Consider the following 20,024-nt stretch of genomic DNA (forward strand, 5'->3'; position numbering starts at 1 on the left):
GCGTACCGCTGTACGCGAATCACTGGCCGCCGGCAAGACCCACGGCCACCCCTGGCCCCGCCTGGCCCCACAAACCTGACCACCCGCAGAGGAATCCCTCGCATGTACAAGGTTCACAGCGGACAGCGGATCGAGCCGCTCGAACTCACCGCCATCACCGGCGAACCGGTCCGGATTCCCGACCCGCACCTCCTCGTCCACCTACAATTCCGACGCTTCGCTGGCTGCCCCATCTGCAACCTGCACCTGCGCGGCATCGCCCGCCGACACGACGACATCCTCGCCGCCAGCATCCGCGAAATCGTGGTGTTCCACTCCACCACCGCCGCCATGCTGCCCTACCAGGGTGACCTGCCGTTTCCCGCTGTGGCCGACCCGGAGCGCGACCTCTGCACCCGCTTCGGTGTCGGCACCTCCCCCCGCGCCCCGCTACACCCCCGGGCATGGGCCGCAGCCCTGCGCGGCGCCGCCGCGGGAATGGCCGCACCCCCCGCCCGCGGCGAAACCGTCCTTGGGCTACCCGCCGACTTCCTCATCACCACCACCGGACACGTCACCGCCCACCACTACGGCCGACACGCCGACGACCAATGGACCGTCGACGAACTGGTGTTGGCCGCGAGGGCGCACCGGTCGAGGTGTCGACGCAACGCCGCGAGGGCCCGGTCGGCGGTGGCGACGGGGCCGTCGGGTCGCAGTGGGACGACCGTCGCGCGTTCCACGCAGGACGAGACTCGCCGGTGGACGACGGTCGACCGGAACGACAGCTTTGCCCAGGAATCTCCGCTGCTCGCGTCTGTTGCCAGTCGGGCGGCTCAGGTTCCCTGGTGTCGAGGGAGGTGGTTGGGTCGCGCACGCCATCATGATCTTGAGTTGCCGACGAACGTGTCCGATCGGTGGGGGACCAGCAGGCAGACGCGAGTTCAGCGGCGGGCGTCGTACTCTTCGCGTGCGGCGAGCACCGCATTGATGTGCTGTTCGGCCCAAAGGCCCAGCGCCCGCAAGGGTTCGTGCAGCGTGTGTCCCAGCGGGGTCAGTTCGTATTCGACCCGGGGTGGCACCTCGGCGTAGACGTGCCGGGCGACGAGACCGTCGCGTTCCAGGTCGCGCAGCGTGTCGGTGAGTACCTTCCCGCTGATCCCGTCGACGGCGGTGCGGATGTCGCCGAATCGTCGCCGCCGGTCGCCGAGCACGATCACGATCATTGCCGTCCACTTGTTGGCGATGCGGGCCAGCGAGGTACGCGACGGGCAGGTCGCGGTGAGCACGCTGATATCCGGGTGCTGTGACACCGACCACACCTTTCCGTCAGTTACGTTGAGGTAACTGGTAACCAATCGAGACCATAGGCTACCAGCAGCGAAAACACCTTGACCAAGGGAGATTTCCGATGTCCGAGTCCACCAACACATTCGCAGTTGCCCGCCGGTACGTGGACGCGATGAAGGCCAAGGACTTCGCTACGGTGGCGAGCCTGTTTGCCGATGACATCGTGTGGCACCAGCCCGGCGACAACCGGTTCTCCGGCTCGCGTCACGGCGTCGGCGCGGTCAACGACATGCTCGGTGGGCAGATGGCCGTCACCAACGGCACCCTGGACGTCCAGGTGACTGGCGCGCCGATGGTCAACGGCGCGTTCGTCGCACTTCCGGTCCACTTCAGCGCCAAACGTGACGGCGCCGAGATGTCGATGGACGGCGTCGACGTGCTGCGCGTCGAGGGGGACAAGGTTGCCGAGGTGTGGCTGTTCTCGGCCGACCAGCAAGGCGAGGACGCCTTCTGGGGCGCCGGCTGAGTGGCAGACGCTGTTGTCACCGCCGATCGGTCTGCGCGGTCAGCGATCGGGGCGACCGTTTGAGACCTAATTCATGATCGATATGACGACCGGTGGGGCGCCCTGCGACGCGGTGCGCCCCACCGGCATCAGCACCTCTGTTCGGTATTGCTGATGTCGAGGTCGGATCGTGTGACTACCAGGTGAGCAGGGCAGATCGGATCTCGGCGCGGAACAGCTCGACGTTGATCTTCGCTACGGCGTTGTCCAGCGTCGCCGTCGAGCAGGTGGCACAGACGAACTGGTTGTCGACGAATGCGCCGTACACGAAGACCCGCTCGCCCACGACGCCGCCCGACTTGACGGGAAGGGCCATCCTGCCGGCGTTGGTACGGACGTAGACCCAGCCGTTCGAGCAACCGGCCTGGTCACACGGCACGTTGTAGCTGCCGCCCTTGAAGTGGTTGCGCATGCGGGCGATGAAGTCGGCGGCCACGGCACCCTTACCCTGCGCGTTGGCCTCTGCCGTCACGATGGCCGCCAGCGCGCCACCCACACCGTTGTTCATGGGCTGGAAGAATTCGGTGCGGAACTGCCCGGCGTCGAGCAGGGTGCCGTCCTCCACTCCCTCGTAGAGCCGGCCCATGTCGACGAGGGTGGTGAAGTTGCGCTTTCCGCCGAGGAAGGCGCAGCCGATCTGGTCCTGGTTGATCGTGGTCGAGGTCATCCCGGCCGCGATCGCCGCGCTCTGGACCGTACCCAGCCCGTATCGCAGGACGACGCCCCTGGTGGTGCGGTTGTCCGAGATGGACATCATGTTGTCTTTGCCGAAGTCAAGGGTGCTGGTCACCCGGTTGGCCGTCACCTCGTCGGCCGGAATCGGGCAGGCGTCCTTGGTGTTCGGCCAGAACGGGCTGTTCGGGTAGTTGTAGTAAGTGAACGACGCGTTGAGCTGTTCGCCACTGCGCACGCTGCGCATGACGGTGAGGTTGTGCACCGCCTTGATGGAGCTGGCCGGCTCGTACTGCAGCGTGGTTTGCAAGCCGGCGCTCTGGCTGCCGCCGATCCGCTTGAGGTAGAAGCCGAAGTCAGCGGTGGGTAGCCCATTGGCGTCGGTGTACGCGGGTGCGATCAGGTCGGACAGCCGGCGGGTTTCCGCGTTCGCGTTGTCAATCATGACGGCGTCGTACCGGCGCCCACCGTTGACCAGGTACGTGTCGACATCGAACACGCGCGCGCCGTGCTGTGCCGCCACGTCGAGCACCTGGTTGATGGATGTGAGGCCGAAGTGCACCCATGAGGCCTTGTCGTCGCTGCCCGAGTTGTGCACCTGGATGAGGTTGTACGTGCCGTCGGCCTGGCGTTCCAGGTTGGTGATCCGTCCGCCGAACTCGTCCATTCTCTGCTTTACGGAGGCTGAGCTCTGGTTGAGCCACCACTGCCAGGACTTGGCGTCGGCCCCGATGTTGGCGATGTAGATAGCGGAGTACAATTTGGTGCCATTGACCTGGTATGTCTCCAGGTCGACCAGACGCTTGGCCGGGTCGCCGGGGTTGGGCTTGTTCGCGGGCAGCAGGTCACCGACCGCCGCGGAGGTGACGCCGCTCGACCACCACCAGGTGCGCGCTGCGGAGCCGGTGTTGGAAACCATCACCACGGCGTACCGGACCTGACCGTTGACCACGTACGGGTCGAGGTCGATCAGTCGGCCGGTGTGCTCGTTGAGCTTCTGGCCCACCTCGTCGAAGGTCAGACGGGGGTACCACCACCAGCCGGGCACCGCGTACGCGCCGGAGCCGCGGACCATGACGACGGTGTAGGTGCCGGCGGCCGCGTCGTGAACCTCGATATCGGTCAGCCGGGCGTCGTGCTCGTCGAGCCGGTCCTTCACGAACTGCTCGGTGACGTTGGCGTAGGACCACCATCCGGTGGGGACGGAAACCGACCTGTCGTCGGTAAGGGCGTTGGCATCGGCCCGCGCCGGCTGCTGGCCGCTCCAGACGGCGAAGACGGTGGCGACGACGAGCGCCAACAGCAGCGCGCCGAGCCGCTGAGGTGCCCTGGGCGCTGACGAGCTGGCATGGGTGACGCTCGGCTGCCGGAGGGCGTTCAGCGTGAAGTCTTGCTTTCGGTCACGCGGTACCGTCGCGGGACCCTGCTTTGTCACGTGCCGGAAATGCATGACGTGCTCCCTCTCCTCGATCTGACGAGCGGGCCGAGCCCGCCCGAGGACAGTGGCACGCGTTCCAGCCGGGACACGTCGCATTCTGGACGCCGCTGGACGCCGCTGGACGCCGGCAGCCAGCAGGGGTCCGGGAAGGGCCATCGCCCTATCACGGGCCGACGGAGTCGTTCGTGACCAACCTTGGTGACGCTATGCTCGCCTGCCTGCGGACCGCATCAGCAACACCCCCCCCTGGACCGGCACCGGGCGAACCGTGGTCCCTGGGCGCCGACGAGGCCGCGCGACCTGCTCGGGCAGGGCGTCGAGCCAGTCCGTGGACAGGGATGTGGCGGGAGCCGTGGTTACCGTCAGTGCGGTTACTGTCGTACCTCCTGCTCCTGTCTCGGTAGGAAGCGCGGAAGCTTCTCGGTGGGCGTTTCCGTCGGTGCTGCTGCTGACGGGTTGTGCCGGCGGGTCAGGCTCACTCCGACGAGCACGACCACCATCCCGATGGCGATCCGGGGGTTGAAGTCCTCGTCGAGCACGATGGCCCCCAGCGCCACCGAGACCACCGGTAGCAGGTAGCCGACGGTGGCCGTGTTGGTGGCACCCTCGGTGGCGATGTTCTTGTAGGTGAGATGGAACGTGATCCCGGTGGCGACGACGCCCAGGATCACGACGGCGGCCAGCGCCTTCGGGCCGATCTCGATCGATGCCAGACCGCCGGCCGGTAGGGTCAGCGAGGTCAGGGCGGTCGCCACGATGAGCTGCGCCGTGGACAGCGAGATGGTGGGGATTCCCCTGCCGACCAGGCAGTGGCCCATGAACGTGAAGCCGACGGCGTAGCTCGCCGCCGCGACGACGACGGCGAGCGCGCCCCAGCCGCCCGACTCCGTCGCCTGCCACGGGGCGAGGATCAGCACCACCCCGACGAAGCCGAGCAGGAGTCCACCCAGCCGGGCCGGCCGGAGTCCGCGCTCGGATCCGATGACGACGCCGACCAGCAGCGACCAGAGTGGGGTGGTCGCGTTCAGTACGCCGGCGACCCCTGAGTCGATGCTCTGCTGGCCGATGCTGAACATGGCGAACGGCAGGGCGTTGCAGAAGAAGGCGGCCACGACGATGCGGCCCCAGATCGCCGGGTCGTGCGGCAGTCGTCGACGTGAGGCCAGGCAGGCGACCAACAGCGTGACCGACCCGAGGACGCACCGGCTGAGGGTGACCTGCACCGGGGTCAGCGCGCCCAGGGCCAGCTCGATCCAGAGAAAGGTCGATCCCCACAACAGGGCCAGCACGCCGATCCGCGCCCACCCCCAGAGCCTGCCCATCACACCGTTCACCGCCGTTTCGTTGATCACCCTGGTGAACGATGCCGCAACAAACCTGGAAGGACAAGAAAAAGGTTCTGCACTTCTGTTAAGCTGCACTACATGCTTGATGTGCGACGTCTGCAGGTGCTGCGTGCGGTGGTCACCAGCGGGTCGGTGACGGCGGCGGCGGCACACCTCGGCTACACCCCCTCGGCCGTCAGCCAGCAGGTGGCGGCACTGGAGAAGGAAGCCGAGATCGCGCTGCTGGAACGGGTCGGCCGAGGTGTGCGGCCCACGGCGGCGGGTCGACTGCTCACTCGACACGCGGCCATCATCAGCCAACATCTCGCCGAGGCCGAGACCGCACTGGCCGACCTACGCGCCGGGCGTACGGGCCGGCTGACCATCCGCTACTTCGCCTCGGTCGGCCCGACCCTGCTGGCACCCGCCCTCGCCCGAGTCCGCCGCGAACACCCCGGCATGGCGATCGATCCCAAACTGACCGACCCGGACGACCTGCTGCCACAGGTGGAACGGGGCCACGCCGACCTGGCCATCGTCGTGCGTCGGCCAGCCGACGAGCATCACCACGGCGTCCGCCTGGTGCACCTGCTCGACGACGCGTACCAGGCGGTGCTTCCCACCGGCCACCAGCTCGCTGCGCAACGCCTCATCGCCCTCGCCGACCTCGCCGGCGAACCCTGGGTCGGCAGCGAACCCCCCGGCCCGTGCCTCGACCCGATAATCGACGCCTGCGCCACGGCAGGCTTCCACCCGGATTTCGTGGCCAGGTCAGAAGACTATGCCACCGCCCAGGGATTCGTCGCCGCCGGCCTCGGCGTCAGCATGATTCCCCGACTGGGGCTCGGCGCCCGCCATCCTGGCGTCGCCATCCGCCCGGTCGGCCACCCCGAACCGACCAGGACGATCCACGCCGCGGTCCGGGAAACCTCCCTCGACCAGCCCGCACTGCGCACGCTGCTCGACGCCCTCAAGGACGCGACGAGACAGTAAGAGACCCCGCCGTACAGGACGGTCCACGACTACTACGCCAGGTGGGAGGCGGACGGCACCGCCGAGCGAATCCACGATGCCCTCCCGGCCGGACACGGGCCGGGTGGGCTCAGCGCACCATCCAGGACAGTACGGGGGTCGCCTGGAGGCCGACCAGGAGCGCCATCGCGGCGATGAGCACGAGGCTCCAGCCGAAGGTCCGGCGGAACAGGTCGCCCTCGCGGCCGTGCAGTCCGACCGCGCCCGCCGCGATGGTGAGGTTCTGGAGCGAGATCATCTTGCCCACGACGCCACCGGAGGCGTTGGCCGCGGCCATCAGCACCGGATCGAGGCCGGCGCGCTCCGCTGCGCGCGCCTGAAGCGCGCCGAACAACGAGTTCGAGGAGGTGTCGGAGCCGGTGAGTGCGACGCCGAGCCACCCGAGCACCGGCGAGAGGACGGCGAAGAACCCGCCGGCGCCGGCCATCCAGGTCCCCAGCGTGGTCGTCTGCCCGCTGGCGTTCATGACGAAGGCCAGGGCCAGCAGCCCGCAGACGGTCAGAATCGCCCAGCGCAGCTCGACCAGCGTGTCCCGGTAGGCGCGGACGGCCGTGCCCGGCCGGACGCGCAGCAGCGCCATCGTGACCAGACCGGCCAGCACGAGCAGGGTTCCGGTCGACGACAGCCAGTTCAGGCGGAACAGCGGGACCGTCGACGGCGCCCCGGACGTCGTCACCAGGGCCAGGCCGGGCCAGTGGAACGTCACGGTCACCCGGTTCAACAGCTCGGCGACCGCCGGGACCTGGGACAGGCCGAAGATCGCGACGATCGTGGCGTACGGGGCGTACGCCCGCCAGACGTCCGCCCTCGAATCCCGCCCGTCGGGCAGGGCAGGCGTGGCGAGCACGGCCGTCGCCGCGCCGGACGTGCCGGCAGCCGAGCGCCCCCGGGCGGGCGCGCGCGGCGTCGGTGGGCCGGAAACCGGGCCGCGGGTGGGCGACGTCCCGGTGGTGGTGCCGGCGGGCCGGTACCGCGGCGGCCAGCGCCGGGCCACGACCGCCACGGCAACCGCGCTGACCAGCGCCGCGACGATGTCGGCCAGGGCCATCGCCAGGTAGTTCGAGGTCAGGTACTGCGCCAGGCCGAAGGTCAGGCCGCAGACCACGGCGATGTGCCAGGTCTGCCGCAGCCCGTGGCGCCGGTCTACCAGCCAGACCAGCAGCAGCGGTACGAACACCGCGACGACCGGCACCTGGCGGCCGGCGATGGCACCCAGTTCCCCGGCCGGCAAATCGGTGACCCGGGCGAGGGTGGTGATCGGCAGGCCCAGCGGCCCGAACGCGGCCGGCACGGTGTTGGCGGCCAGCGCGACGACCGCCGCAGACATCGGCCGGAAGCCGAGGGCGAGCAGCATCACCGTCGTGATGGCGACGGGGGTGCCCTGACCGGCCAGCCCTTCCAGGAGCGAGCCGAAGCAGAACGCGATGACGAGCGCCTGGACCCGCCGGTCCGCGCTGACCCGCGTGAAGGAGCGCCCCAGCACGTCGAACGACCCGGTGACCACCGTCATCCGGTAGATCCAGATGGCGGTGACGAACGTCCACGCCAGCGGAAAGACGGCGAACGCGGCTCCCTGGCCGGCGACCAGCACGGCCTGGTCGGCGGGCATCGCGTACGCCAGGCCGGCGACCAGCAGCGCGACGGTGAGCGAGCCCCACGCGGCCACCCAGGCCCGGACCCGGAACAGGCCGAGCAGGACGAAGAGGGTCAGGATCGGCAGGCCCGCGACCGCCGCGCTCCAAGCCACCGAGTCCGCCACCGGATCGAGTTCCGGACGGTACATCTGCCCGCCTCTAGGTCGCCGTCACCCATCCGGGTACGGATGGGGGTCGCTACGATCCTGCGGCAGCCGGGGGCCGGACACGTCTTCCAGGATGCTCAAGCGGCAGCGACGCTCACCCCTGCCGGGCCCTCCGGCGGCGATCGAACGGCTCTCTGGCTCGGCACCTGAAAGGTGACCGTGGTGGGGCTGATGCAGCGCGGCGACGTTGAGGTAGGTGAACAGCCTCCCAGGGCGCCAACATGGGCCGTTGGCTGCCCGCCGCCGAGCCACTGCCCACCGGTGTCGCGTTCGCGGTCGCGGCAGCGGCCGGGCTGGTCGCGACGGCAGCATCTGGACGGGGCTGTTCTGGTTCCCGTGGGGGGCCCTGGCCCTGGCGACGTACGCCTACACCCGCCGTCGCGGCGACCAGGCCGCACCGGGCACCCGCTGTCGACGCGCCGGAGCGCCGCACCGGTGATCCGAGAAAGGACCGACCGTTGACGGCACGGAGCACGGACACCAGGTACGCAGACCCTGGCACCTGTGGGTCGTCGCCGTCGCGGCGCTTGCCCTCTATGCCGGTGGGGCTCGCGACTACCTGCTGATCCCTCAGGGGACACCGACTACGTCATCCGGCAGTTCGGCCACGACCGGCGGGATGCGCTGGGCGCCGCGACGTCGTGGTTCGACATCGGGATCGGCATCGCGACCGTGCTCTTCGCCTGGTACTGCTGGACAGTCCGACCCGGCGTCAACGCTCAGTGTGTCAGCCCTGCCCTCCTGGTTGCGCTCCCGGCAGCCGGGCGAGGCCGGTGCCCGCTACCTCCCGGCAGAGCGGGTGGTGGTGATGCTGTTCGGTCAGCGTGATCACCGTCAGCCGGAACGAGGGGGCCCGTTTCAGGCGGAGCCGACAGACGACTCGCGCTTGCCGGGTGGAGCCCGGGAGCACCCGGGCCCGTTGTCGTACGCGCCCTGACGCAAGTCCCTCTTGACGACCGACGGTTTAGCGCTAACACTTCCGTCACGTCGTCGTAACCGCCACAGCTCGACGTCGGGCCCTGAGCTTCTGTCCGTGGTAGTGGCACGCCGGACCATGCCCGAGCGTCGGCTTGTCCCGGCTCTCGGAGCGTCGGCGGCGGCTCATCGATGTGAGCGCTAACAAAAGAATATGTCGATGTATGGTCGGTTCGCTTCCGCCGGGAGGACACGTACATGCTCCGAACCCACTGTCGGGCCTGGTTCGCGGGGGTGACCGCGCTGTTCACGGCGTTGGCCGTCGGCATACCGCAGCCGGCGTCCGCCGCGCCCGGCAAGCCGTACACGAACCCGATCAATGCCCAGAAGGGGGCCGACCCCTGGCTGGAGCACCACAACGGCAACTACTACCTGATCACCACGACCGGCACGAACAAGCTGCTGATGCGCAAGTCGCCGACCCTCGCAGGGCTCGCGACCGCGCCGAGCGTGCAGGTGTGGGAGGACACGACGCCCTCACGCGGGGCGAACTTCTGGGCACCTGAGATGCACTTCCTCAACAACCGGTGGTACCTGTACTACTCCGGCGCCCAGGTCGGGGCGGCGTGCTGCGACACGCAGCGCACCCATGTGCTGGAGAGTGCCGGTACGGACCCGATGGGTCCGTACACGTACAAGAACACGCTCGCCGGCTCCAACCTCACCCCGGGACCGGGCTGGCTGATCGACGCCAGCGTGCTACAGCTCAACGGCTCGCTCTACCTGCTCGGCAGCGGGTTCGTCAACGGCAGCGAACAGAGCCTGGTGATCGCCCCGATGAGCAACCCGTACACGCTCGCCAGCAACACCTTCAGCGTCATCTCGCAACCGACCAACCCGTGGGAGCGGTCCGGATCACCGGTCAACGAGGGGGCCGTGGCGCTGCAGCGCAACGGCCAGACCTTCGTCGTGTACTCGGCGAGCTACTGCGGGACTGCCGACTACAAGCTGGGCATGCTCACCTACGCCGGTGGCGACCCGCTCTCCGCCTCGTCGTGGACCAAGTCCGCCAACCCGATCTTCCAGCGCAACGACGCCAACGGTGTCTACGGGCCCGGACACAACGGCTTCTTCACCTCCCCGGACGGCACGGAGAGCTGGATCGTCTACCACGCCAACGCGGCCTCCAACGGCGGTTGCGGCAACACGCGTACCACCCGGGCGCAGAAGTTCACCTGGAACGCCGACGGCACGCCGAACCTGGGCACCCCGGTGGCGACCGGCGTGACGCTGGACGGGCCCTCCGGCGAGACCGCGGCGACGCCGACGGCGTACCGGATCGTCAACCGCAACAGCGGCAGGTGCCTGGACGTCGCGAACGGCTCCACGGCCGACGGCGCGGACGTCATGCAATGGGGATGCCACAGCGGCACCAACCAGCAGTGGCGAATCGAGGACCTGGGCAACGACACCAGCCGGCTGGTCAACGTCGGCAGCGGCAAGGTGCTCGACGTCAACGCCTGCGGCACCGCCGACGGCACCAACATCCAACAGTGGTCGTGGCAGAACAACAACTGTCAGAAGTTCCGCCTGGTCGTCACCGACCAGAGTGGCTGGGTGCGGCTGGTGAACGTCGGCAGTGGCAAGGTCGCCGACGTCACCAACTGCGGCACCACCAACGGGGCCGACGTACGGCAGTGGTCGTGGCTGAACAACAACTGCCAGCAGTGGCAGCTGCAGCCGGTCCACTAACTACCTGCTGTACGTGCAGACGGCGAGCACCACCCTCGCCCGGGCCGACGCCACCTTCTACCTGGAATAGCCGTTACCACTGTCCGCCAGCCACGTCGCACGTCGATCCGAAACGAGGTAAAAAGTGAAGCGTCGCAGTCTTCTGTCCGCCGTGGGTGGCGCGGCGATCTCCCTCGGCACCGGCACCGCCGCCGGGACGTTGTTGCGTCCGGGCGCCGCCGCCGCAGCCACCTACGCCGGCTACGCCATGGCCTACTTCACCGAGTCGCCGAACATGAGCGCGGCGAACTACGGGCTGCACCTGGCGGTGAGCTCAGACGGTCTCCAGTGGACACCGCTGAACCAGAGCAACCCGGTGGCCACCCCGACGCTGGGCAGCACGGGTCTGCGCGACCCGTTCATCCTGCGCAAGCAGGGTGGCACCTTCGTGGTCATGGCCACCGACCTCAAGGGCACCGACTGGAACTACCAGAGCCAGTACCTGCACGTGTGGGACTCCACCGACCTGCGCACCTACACCAACTACCGCCTGCTCAAGGTGCACTCGCTGGCCACCCACGCCTGGGCACCGGAGGCGATCTGGGACGCCTCCCGCAACCAGTACGCCGTCGTCTACTCCGCGGTGGTCGGCGGCCGCAACGTGCTCATGGTCAACTACACCAGCGACTTCGTCACCGCCTCGCAGCCGCAGGTCTTCTTCGACCCCGGCTACGACACCATCGACGGCAACTTTGTCACCGTCAACGGTGTCAACTACATGTACTACAAGAACAACACCAACAGCACCCTCCTCGGCACGCGCTCCACGACGCTGAACCCGGGCAGCTTCAGCATCTACACCAACCCGATCTCCCCCGGCCGGGGGGTGGAGGCGCCACAGATTGTCAAGTCGAACACCGAGAACCGGTGGCACATGTGGGGCGACACGTGGAGCCCCAACGGCCGCTTCTTCGCCTGGGAGACCACCGACGTGGCCAGCGGCTCGTGGACTCTGCTCGACGACCGCGCCTACACCCAGCCGCTGAACTCCAAGCACCTGGGAATCACGCCGATCACCGCCACCGAGATGTCCAACCTCATCGCCAGGTGGGGCACTCCGACCTGGAACCGGATCAAGTCCTACAACTTCCCGGGCCGGTACGTGCGCCACGCCAGCAACGTCGCACGTATCGACGCGTACCCGTTCGACCAGTACCAGGACCAGATGTGGAAGATCGTCCCCGGTCTGGCCGACTCCACCGCCGTGTCGTTCCAGTCGGTCAACTTCCCGAACATGTACCTACGGCACTCCAACTACGCGCTGGTGCTCAACACGAACGACAACACCAGCGTGTTCAAGGCGGACGCCACGTTCTACCCGGTGAACGGGTTCGCCGACTCGAGTTGGACCTCGTACCGTTCCTACAACTTTCCCAGCCGGTACATCCGGCACTCCAGCTACGTGCTGCGTATCGACCCGATCAGCAGCAGCTCGTCGACGACCGACAAGCAGGACGCCACGTTCAAGGTGGTCTACTGACGGAATCGGCCGCCGTGGGCCGTACGCCCCGCGGCGGCCGTCCCCCCGCTGACCTTCGAGCGCGGTGGGGGAAAACCCGACCTCGCCGGAAGCTACGTGGACCTGTCGAGGGACGAGGTGAGTTGGCAGAGCCGGCACCATCTCAGTGACCCAGTGTTCAGCTGGTTCGGCCATAGGGACTTCGTCCTACGGGCCTGCGAAGCTAACTTCCAAAGTGGCCGATGGCCGCTGCTCCCGGCCGCGAGAAACCCCACCGGCGAAGGTGCCAGTGCGATGCCCACCTTCAAGACAGGTCAGCGGCAGAACGCCGACAAGGAGGATGAGCCCGCCGGTGCTGAGCCCCCACCCAGTTGGTGACGCGTAGGCCCCGGCGGGCGACCACGAGGGCCGGCACGATCGCGGGCACCGTGAGCTGTCGGCCAGGGAGTCTGAGCCAGCGGACGCCGGTCTGGTCGGGTTCGTGACCGACCTGGTCGAGCGACTGGGTGGTCCCGGTGCCGGCTTGGCGGTGGCGTTGGAGAACCTGTTCCCGCCGATCCCGAGTGAGGTGATCCTGCCGTTGGCGGGATTCACCGCGAGTCAGGGCAAGATGAGCCTGCCCGGCGCCATCGTTTGGACCACGTTGGGCTCGGTGGTCGGTGCGGTGGCGCTGTACTACGTCGGTGTCACGTTGGGCCGGGACCGGGTTCGGGCGATCGCGGCGCGACTGCCGTTGGTGAAGTTGAACGACATCGACCGGACGGAGGCGTGGTTCGCCCGGCACGGCGCGAAGGCCGTCTTCTTCGGCCGGATGATTCCGATCTTCCGTAGCCTGATCTCCATTCCGGCCGGGATCGAGCGGATGCGGTTGGCGACGTTCCTGCTGTACACAACGCTCGGCAGCCTGATCTGGAACACCGTGTTCGTCATGGCCGGCTACCTGCTCGGGGAGAACTGGCACGCCGTAGAGGCCCATGTGGGCACGTTCCAGAACCTTGTCCTCGTCGTCTGCGCGTTCGTGGCCGGGTACTTCGTCATCTCGCGGCTGGTGAGGACGCGCGGGAAACGGTTCGCCGCCGACGGCATGGTTGAGCCGAGCATGCCGAAGACGGGCATGGAGCAGGGTCGGGCTCCGCGGACTGGACGTGGCACGATGTACGGCTCGCCGCGCCGCGCGGAGGACCACCGATGACGGCCGCCGTGGCCCGCAGCGATGATGCACGCACACAGATCGACGCGTCGGTACCGGCAGTAGCCGGCACGTACAGGAGGTTCATGCAATCGATCACCTGGGAGCCTGGTCCCGGCGTCCTTTGTCTGCCATCCGGACGCCTGGTACGCGGTCGAGGCCTGCGCCGGCCCGTGCCCCCCGGACCGCTGCCCACCTTCGGCGTGTATCTGCTCGGCCGCACACCGCCACCCGTCGACTGGGAGAGCATGTGGTTGCACTGGCCCGACTTCTGGCTTCCCCGTGACCGCGAACAGGCGGAGCAGGTACTACACGTGGCGTGGCAACGTGCCGCGACCGAACGCGTCGAGATCGCCTGCGGCGGCGGTAGGGGCCGTACCGGCACCGCGCTGGCCTGCCTCGCCGTCCTCGACGGCGTGCCACCCCACGAGGCGGTCGCGTTCGTCCGGCGGCACTACGACCGGCACGCCGTCGAGACGCCCTGGCAACGCAGATACGTCCAGCGCCTCACCGCACCCTACGTCCCCTGACGGCAGGACGACCGGCCGTGACCACGGCGGCACGGTCACCGTGTCGGTGCCGGGGCGGGTAGCCGACGACGTCGGGTGTCCCGGTGCACCCGCTCGGTGCTCGGCCACCCATGACCGGATCACACAAGGCCTGGAAGGGGTGAGCAACGTGGCAGAACGCGCTGTTGCACAGCGTCGGTCGTGGTGGGCCATCATCCTCCAGTGGGTTCGGCCTCTGGCCGGTGTGTTGATCGGTGTGCTCAGCGCGGCGGGCGAGGGGCTGTTGCTGCTGCTGGCCGGGGTCGTGACCGCGGTCACGACGGTCGCGCCGCCGGCCCGGCGCCGTGTCGCTGCCGTGGTCATCCGGTACGCGCGGCGGGTCGTCGAGTGGGAGCGGCGCCGCCTGGCGCGGTTCGCCGGTCGGCCGGATCCACCGCCGGTGCGGGTCGGTGCATCCCGCCTGCTGGCCTACCTCGCCGTCCGGCTCCTGCCCGGCGCGCTCGGCGCGCTCGCCTTCGGTCTCCTCGCGGTCGGGGTCGTGCTCGCCGCCATCGTCGTCCGCGCCGTCCTGGTCGGCAGCATGGCCGTACCCCAACTGCTGACGCAGGTTGTCATCGGGTCGGCGTTGTTGGTGGTGAACCTGCAGGCGATCGCCAGCATCGCCGCCCTGGACCGGCGACTGGCCCGCGCCCTCCTGCAGGCCAGCAGCCGCGAGGCGCTGCAGCGGCGCATCGACGAACTGACCGCCAGTCGGGCCGCGGTGATGTCCGCGGTGGACGCCGAACGCCAACGCATCGAACGCGACCTGCACGACGGCCTCCAGCAGCGCCTTGTCGCACTCGGCCTGCTCCTCGGCCGCGCCCGGCGCAGCCGTGATCCCGACACGGCACGCGAACTGCTGGTCCAGGCACACGTAGACACCCGACGCGCCATCGAAGATCTGCGGGAGGTCGCCTGGCGGGTGTACCCGTCTGCGCTGGAGCAGAGCACCCTCGACGAGGTGCTGGCCCTGGTCGCGCAACGTTCGACGATCCCCGTCAGGATCAGCTACACGTTGTCGCTCCGGCCGCCGCGACCCGTCGAGACCGTGCTGTACTTCGTCGCCTGCGAAGCGATCACCAACGCCGTCAAGCACGCCCACGCTACCGTGATCACCATCGAGATCACGCCCGTTGGCACCGAGGTGGAGATGCTGGTACACGACGACGGCGTAGGCGGCGCCAACCCGCACGGCACCGGGCTGCAGGGCCTCGCCCGCCGGGCTGCTGCCCTGGACGGACGGTTCGCGGTGGACAGCCCGCCGGACGGCCCCACCACCATCCGGGCGGTACTGCCGTGCGCATAGTCCTCGCCGAAGACTCCACCCTGCTGCGGGAAGGTTTGGCTCGCCTGCTCGTCGACGAGGGCCACGAGGTGGTCGCCGCCACCGACGACGCCGACCAACTCGTCACCGCCGTCGAACAGCACCATCCCGATATCGTCATCACCGACGTGCGCATGCCACCCACCAACACGGACGACGGACTACGCGCCGCGTTGGACATCCGCCGCCGCTGGCCCGACGTCGCCGTGCTGGTCCTCTCCCAGTACGTCGAGAAACGCTTCGCCGCCGAACTCCTCGCGGACCGCTCCGAGGGCGTCGGCTACGTCCTCAAGGACCGTGTCGCGCAGGTCGACGACTTCCTCGACGCGCTCGACCGCGTTGCTGCCGGCTCCACCGCACTCGATCCCGAGGTCGTCCGGCAACTCGTGTCCGGCACCAGCCACACCGCCCCGCTCGACCGCCTGACCGCCCAGGAACGCGACGTCCTGCACCACATGGCCCAGGGTCACACCAACGCCGCCGTCGCCGAACGCTTGCACGTTTCGCAGAGCGCGGTCGAGAAACACATCAACGCCATCTTCGACAAGCTCGACCTGTCAGGCAGTGTGGGCTACAGCCGCCGGGTGCTGGCAATCCTGCAATACCTCGGCACCTGACAGTGCGTCCGCACGACCCCGTGCCTCCGCCACCCGACACCACCGCGGGCGCGAACGACGTCGATGCCGCCGATCGGGCGGGCGCGTGCCGGACCGGTCGCCGGCACGCGCCGCGTGCGGTCAGGCGCCGCAGTAGAGGAGGCGGTTCGGGGTGCCGGCGACCACCCCGCCGACGACGCCGGTGGTCGCCCGGCTGGTCAGGTAGCTGGCTACCTGGGCGGGGGTCCAGGTCGGATTCGCCGAGAGGGCGAGCGCGGCGCATCCGGCGACGTGCGCGGCGGCCATCGAGCTGCCGCTGATGGTGGTGGTCGTGTTGTCGCTGGTGTGCCAGGTGGACGAGATGTTGGCTCCGGGGGCGTAGAGGTCCAGGCAACTGCCGTAGTTGCCGCTCGGCATCCGAGCGTCGGACGACGTGGTGCCCGCGACGGTGATCGCAGCCGGCACCCGCGCAGGCGAGTAGTTGCAGGCGCTGGCACCCGAGCTGCCCGCCGCCACCACGTAGCTGATGCCCGAGGAGATCGAACGGGTCACCGCGGCGTCCAGGGTCGAGTTGGCCGCGCCACCGAGGGCCAGGAGTGCCACCGCCGGCCGGACGGCGTTCCCGGTGACCCAGTCCACCCCGGCGATCACCGTCGCGTAGCTGCCGCTGCCGGAGCAGTTGAGCACCCGTACCGGACGGAGCCGGATCTCCTTGGCGACTCCGTACCGGGTTCCTCCGACGGTGCCGGCCAGGTGCGTGCCGTGGCCGTTGCAGTCGTCGGCGGGAAGCGCGCCGTCGACCAAGTCGGCTCCGCCTCCCGCGCGGCCGCCGAAGTCGGTGTGCGTGCTCCGCAGGCCGGTGTCGATGATGTACGCGTGCACGTTGTGCGCGGTGTTCGGATAGGCGTACCGGCCGTCCAGCGGCAGGGCGCGCTGGTCGATCCGGTCCAGCCCCCACGAGGGCGGGTTGGGTTGGACGCCGGGCCCGATGAGGGGCGTCCTACGGTTCTGCTCGACGTACGCCACGGCAGGGTCGGCGGCGAGGCGACGGGCCGCCCGCTCCGGCATGCGTACCTCGAATCCGGCCACGGTGTGGCGGTAGACGTAGCCGATGGTGCCGCCGTGGCGCGCCTTCAGCCGGTCTGCCACCCGGGCGACCTCGGCCGGGGCGCCGGCCCGGGCTGTCGGGCGCACCAGTTCGTCGCGGAGCACGACGATGAAACTGCCCGGTACGGCGTCTGCGCCGCCGGCGTGGCGGATCGTCCCCTCGACGGCGGTCGCGGTGGTCGCGGAGGCGTTGCCACCGGGGGTCAGCACGGCGGTCAGTGTGACCACCAGGGTGAGCGCGAACAACCGGACCCGGACACGTGAACCTGTCATCTTGCGTCCTCCTCCTGTGAGGCCTTCCGGGGCGACTTGTGCATCGCTCCGGATGCGGCCTGGACATAGGAGGAAGGTAGCCCATGCATCCATGATCGCAAATGTGCGGATGCGGGTGATCCTGCGGTTCACGCCAGGTTGGTGCTGCTTCTTAATTCTGGGTTAGGACACTTTCCCGCGTCCCGCCCAGGCGGCATGATCTTGGTTGGTGACCAGAGGCCGCGCAACCGGAGCCGGTGCGTCGGGTCGTCGCCCACCTCCCGACCGGGAACGTGTTGTCCGCCGTCACCCCTGACCTTCGAGGAGGATGTGTGTCGAACAAGATCGTCACGGGCCGGCGGGTGCTGGTCGGCGTGGTGGTCGTGGCTGTGGTGGGCCTGGTCGCGACGGTGGGGCGGATGGCGACGGCAGACAACGACGACCTTGAGATGGTGAACGTGGGGGCCGCACCCGCGACCTCTCCCAGTGCCGTGCCGAGGTCCACAACTGCCGCCGGTTTCCCGAACAGCGCGACCGCCCCGCCCAGCGGAACGAGGTCGTCCGGCCCGACGACGTCGCCCACCGCGTCGACCAGGATCACCGCCGGACCGAGGTCCAACGCCGGGCCGAGCGGGGGATCGGCGGCCGGGTTCCCGGCCTGGCCGAAGCCGACCACGAACCGGAGGGTCACCGCGACCATCACGGTGCCCAGCTCCGGTCTGGACGGTGAGATGAGGCGTTACCACGGAGTCGGTGACGGCTCGCAAGGCGAGAGCCAGCCGCCGATGTTCGAGCTCGCGGACGGCGCGACGCTGAAGAACGTCGTCATCGGCGCGCCGGCCGGGGACGGGGTGCTCTGCCGCGGCTCGTGCACGATCCGCAACGTCTGGTGGGAGGATGTCGGCGAGGACGCCGCCACCTTCAAGGGAGGCGCCTCGGCGAGGTACCTCGTCGACGGCGGTGGCGCGCGGGGGGCGTCGGACAAGGTCTTCCAGCACAACGGCGGAGGTGCGCTCACCATCCGCAACTTCCAGGTGGAGGACTTCGGCAAGCTGTACCGCTCGTGCGGCAACTGCAAGACGCAGCACAAGAGGGCGGTGGTCATCGAGAATGTGAAGGTCACCGCGCCGGGCCAGGCTCTCGCAGGTGTCAACGCCAACTACGGGGACACAGCCACCTTCCGCGAGGTCACCGTCGTTGGCGACACCAGCAGGAAGATCTCGATCTGCGACCGGTTCACCGGCAACAGCAGCGGTGCCGAGCCGAAGAGGATCGCAAGTGGCGCGGACGGGGCTTCCTGCCGGTACTCCAGCTCGGACATCACCTACCGGTAGGCCGAGATCCCCCGCTGAGCGAGCTGGTACGACCAGGTCGCGAAGAAGCTGACCAGACCGGACGTCCACTGGTACGTCCGCTTCGCGCGGGCCCCGCCTCGCTCGACCCTGCGCCCGATGGCGTGGGGAGTGGCTGGGGGACGCCGAACCCGGAGTGACGGACTCGCCGTAGGTCCCGGGAGCAAGCTGGACCGACGCGCCCGACACGCGGGCCCCGGCACCGGCACCACCGTACCGGGCCACCCAAGCAATCAGGGAGATCACCGTCGACGGCGTCAGCCGGTGGCAGGTGCCCCGGAGGCATGGTGTTCGTCCCGTCCCAGGCGGCCGTGGTCAGCTCGGGCATGGGCGACGCCGGCCATCTCGGCAGTGGTGTGCGCCCGCAGGTCCGGATGAGGCGCGCCGGTGACGCGTGCCGCGACAGCTCGTACGTGTTCTTCGGCCGGTGCCGCCAGGCCGTCGTACATCGCCACGAACACCTCCCGTGCGCGTGTGCGTGGCCAGCCGGGCGGCATCAGTTCGGTGGGGAGCATGGGGTCGAGGACCGGGATGCGACGGAAGACGTCCATCACCTCGGTGCGGGTCCGTAACGCCGCGGTACCGGTGACAGCTCCGGCCTCGATGCGACGCAGCAGCGGACTCCAGCGCTGGATGAACCCGGCGTACTGGTCGGCGATGGCCGGCAGGTCCCACGCGCCGACCGGATCGCGGTTCGTCACCGTCTCCAACTCCATGTGCTGCGCGCGAAACACGGTGACCGCCCCCAGCGCCAGGGCCGCCAACTCGGCTCGCCCCTTGGCGTCCAGCGGGTGAGGCAGAATCCAGACCCCGTCGTACAGCGGCGCGAATCCGTGCCAGCGCAGGCACGCCCGCAGCGCCCGCCGCCGCGTGCTCTCCCCCTCGGGCATGGAGAAGGCCACGACCGTCCACAACCCATCCCAGGAGTCCGGTCGCGTGGCCAGAGCCGCGATCGAGGCGCCGCCCATCGACAGGTCGACGGCGGCCGGCTCCGTCAGACGGTACGAGCTGTACCGACCCTGCCGGCTTCCCTCCAGCACACCCCTGCGGGCCAGCCTGCTGATCGTCGTCCGGGCGGCGCCGCCGGTCACCCCGAACTCGCCGAGCAGGGCCACGATCACCGCCGACGGCAGCCAGGCCCGGGTGCGCACCGTGTAGTCGGCGAGCAGCGTCACCGCGAGGCCGTGAGCAGAGCTGCCGGTCTGCCGGCGCCGTCGTCGCGAGGATCCGGCGTGTGCCTCGGGAAAGATCTCCTCGATGTTGAACGGGCGTACCACAGAGTGCTCCCCGGGGGCGCGGGTGAGTGCGGGCGTACCGACCCTAACGCCGGTCCGTGAAGGAGCGGACGTGTGCGCCCTGCCGTACGGTCCCGCGCTGTGGCGTTCGGGT

General features: G+C 69.1%; 15 protein-coding genes and 1 pseudogene. 10 read left to right on the plus strand and 6 right to left on the minus strand.

What is annotated here, in order from left to right:
• Positions 1–306 precede the first annotated feature (306 nt).
• Positions 307–519, plus strand: a pseudogene (locus E1165_RS30735) (hypothetical protein); the annotation flags it as partial.
• A gap of 404 nt (positions 520–923) precedes the next feature.
• On the opposite strand, the gene E1165_RS13560 reads toward E1165_RS30735, so the two are convergent.
• Positions 924–1,292 (minus strand): helix-turn-helix domain-containing protein, encoded by a 369-nt coding sequence (locus tag E1165_RS13560; RefSeq protein ID WP_243704746.1) that lies wholly within the window; start codon positions 1,290–1,292, stop codon positions 924–926.
• 98 nt (positions 1,293–1,390) lie between these two features.
• On the opposite strand from E1165_RS13560, the gene E1165_RS13565 reads away from it, so the two are divergent.
• Positions 1,391–1,795, plus strand: coding sequence for a nuclear transport factor 2 family protein (locus tag E1165_RS13565; RefSeq protein WP_132391359.1), 405 nt, complete (start codon positions 1,391–1,393; stop codon positions 1,793–1,795).
• A gap of 175 nt (positions 1,796–1,970) precedes the next feature.
• Here the strand turns inward: E1165_RS13565 and E1165_RS13570 are convergent, their stop codons facing one another.
• A complete protein-coding gene (locus E1165_RS13570; RefSeq protein WP_165945216.1) occupies positions 1,971–3,956 on the minus strand; it encodes a serine hydrolase in 1,986 nt (661 codons plus the stop codon).
• A 359-nt stretch (positions 3,957–4,315) separates the two neighbouring features.
• Positions 4,316–5,296, minus strand: coding sequence for a DMT family transporter (locus tag E1165_RS13575; protein ID WP_243704747.1), 981 nt, complete (start codon positions 5,294–5,296; stop codon positions 4,316–4,318).
• A gap of 72 nt (positions 5,297–5,368) precedes the next feature.
• On the opposite strand from E1165_RS13575, the gene E1165_RS13580 reads away from it, so the two are divergent.
• Positions 5,369–6,262: a LysR family transcriptional regulator gene (locus E1165_RS13580; protein ID WP_132391363.1), complete on the plus strand. Its 894-nt coding sequence runs from the start codon at positions 5,369–5,371 to the stop codon at positions 6,260–6,262.
• A 109-nt stretch (positions 6,263–6,371) separates the two neighbouring features.
• Here the strand turns inward: E1165_RS13580 and E1165_RS13585 are convergent, their stop codons facing one another.
• Positions 6,372–8,084 carry an L-lactate permease gene (locus E1165_RS13585; RefSeq protein ID WP_132391365.1) on the minus strand — a complete coding sequence of 571 codons (1,713 nt, stop codon included), beginning with the start codon at positions 8,082–8,084 and terminating at the stop codon, positions 6,372–6,374.
• Between the two features lie 1,191 nt (positions 8,085–9,275).
• Here E1165_RS13585 and E1165_RS13590 point away from each other — a divergent pair.
• The 6 genes from E1165_RS13590 to E1165_RS13615 all read left to right on the plus strand — a co-directional run bounded on the left by E1165_RS13590 (position 9,276) and on the right by E1165_RS13615 (position 15,945).
• On the plus strand, positions 9,276–10,769 hold the full coding sequence (locus E1165_RS13590) for a family 43 glycosylhydrolase (RefSeq protein WP_132391367.1): 1,494 nt from the start codon (positions 9,276–9,278) through the stop codon (positions 10,767–10,769).
• Between the two features lie 124 nt (positions 10,770–10,893).
• The gene (locus tag E1165_RS13595) at positions 10,894–12,288 is read left to right on the plus strand and encodes a glycoside hydrolase family 43 protein (RefSeq protein WP_243704748.1); all 1,395 of its coding nucleotides are present in this window, start codon (positions 10,894–10,896) and stop codon (positions 12,286–12,288) included.
• A 412-nt stretch (positions 12,289–12,700) separates the two neighbouring features.
• Positions 12,701–13,459, plus strand: coding sequence for a DedA family protein (locus tag E1165_RS13600; RefSeq protein ID WP_132391369.1), 759 nt, complete (start codon positions 12,701–12,703; stop codon positions 13,457–13,459).
• Between the two features lie 170 nt (positions 13,460–13,629).
• The gene (locus E1165_RS13605) at positions 13,630–13,986 is read left to right on the plus strand and encodes a hypothetical protein (protein WP_371687342.1); all 357 of its coding nucleotides are present in this window, start codon (positions 13,630–13,632) and stop codon (positions 13,984–13,986) included.
• 223 nt (positions 13,987–14,209) lie between these two features.
• Positions 14,210–15,310 carry a sensor histidine kinase gene (locus E1165_RS13610; protein WP_132391373.1) on the plus strand — a complete coding sequence of 367 codons (1,101 nt, stop codon included), beginning with the start codon at positions 14,210–14,212 and terminating at the stop codon, positions 15,308–15,310.
• A complete protein-coding gene (locus E1165_RS13615; protein ID WP_132391375.1) occupies positions 15,301–15,945 on the plus strand; it encodes a response regulator transcription factor in 645 nt (214 codons plus the stop codon). The genes E1165_RS13610 and E1165_RS13615 overlap by 10 nt, the downstream gene beginning before the upstream one ends.
• 120 nt (positions 15,946–16,065) lie before the next feature.
• Here the strand turns inward: E1165_RS13615 and E1165_RS13620 are convergent, their stop codons facing one another.
• Positions 16,066–17,304: a S8 family peptidase gene (locus E1165_RS13620; protein WP_132391377.1), complete on the minus strand. Its 1,239-nt coding sequence runs from the start codon at positions 17,302–17,304 to the stop codon at positions 16,066–16,068.
• Positions 17,305–17,615: 311 nt separating this feature from the next.
• Here E1165_RS13620 and E1165_RS13625 point away from each other — a divergent pair, with 311 nt between their 5' ends.
• The gene (locus tag E1165_RS13625; RefSeq protein ID WP_243704749.1) at positions 17,616–18,617 is read left to right on the plus strand and encodes a pectate lyase; all 1,002 of its coding nucleotides are present in this window, start codon (positions 17,616–17,618) and stop codon (positions 18,615–18,617) included.
• 275 nt (positions 18,618–18,892) lie between these two features.
• On the opposite strand, the gene E1165_RS13630 is transcribed toward E1165_RS13625, so the two are convergent.
• On the minus strand, positions 18,893–19,912 hold the full coding sequence (locus tag E1165_RS13630) for a PaaX family transcriptional regulator C-terminal domain-containing protein (RefSeq protein ID WP_132391379.1): 1,020 nt from the start codon (positions 19,910–19,912) through the stop codon (positions 18,893–18,895).
• Positions 19,913–20,024 lie beyond the last annotated feature (112 nt).

The organism is Micromonospora sp. KC723, assembly GCF_004348595.1.
Lineage (GTDB): Bacteria > Actinomycetota > Actinomycetes > Mycobacteriales > Micromonosporaceae > Micromonospora.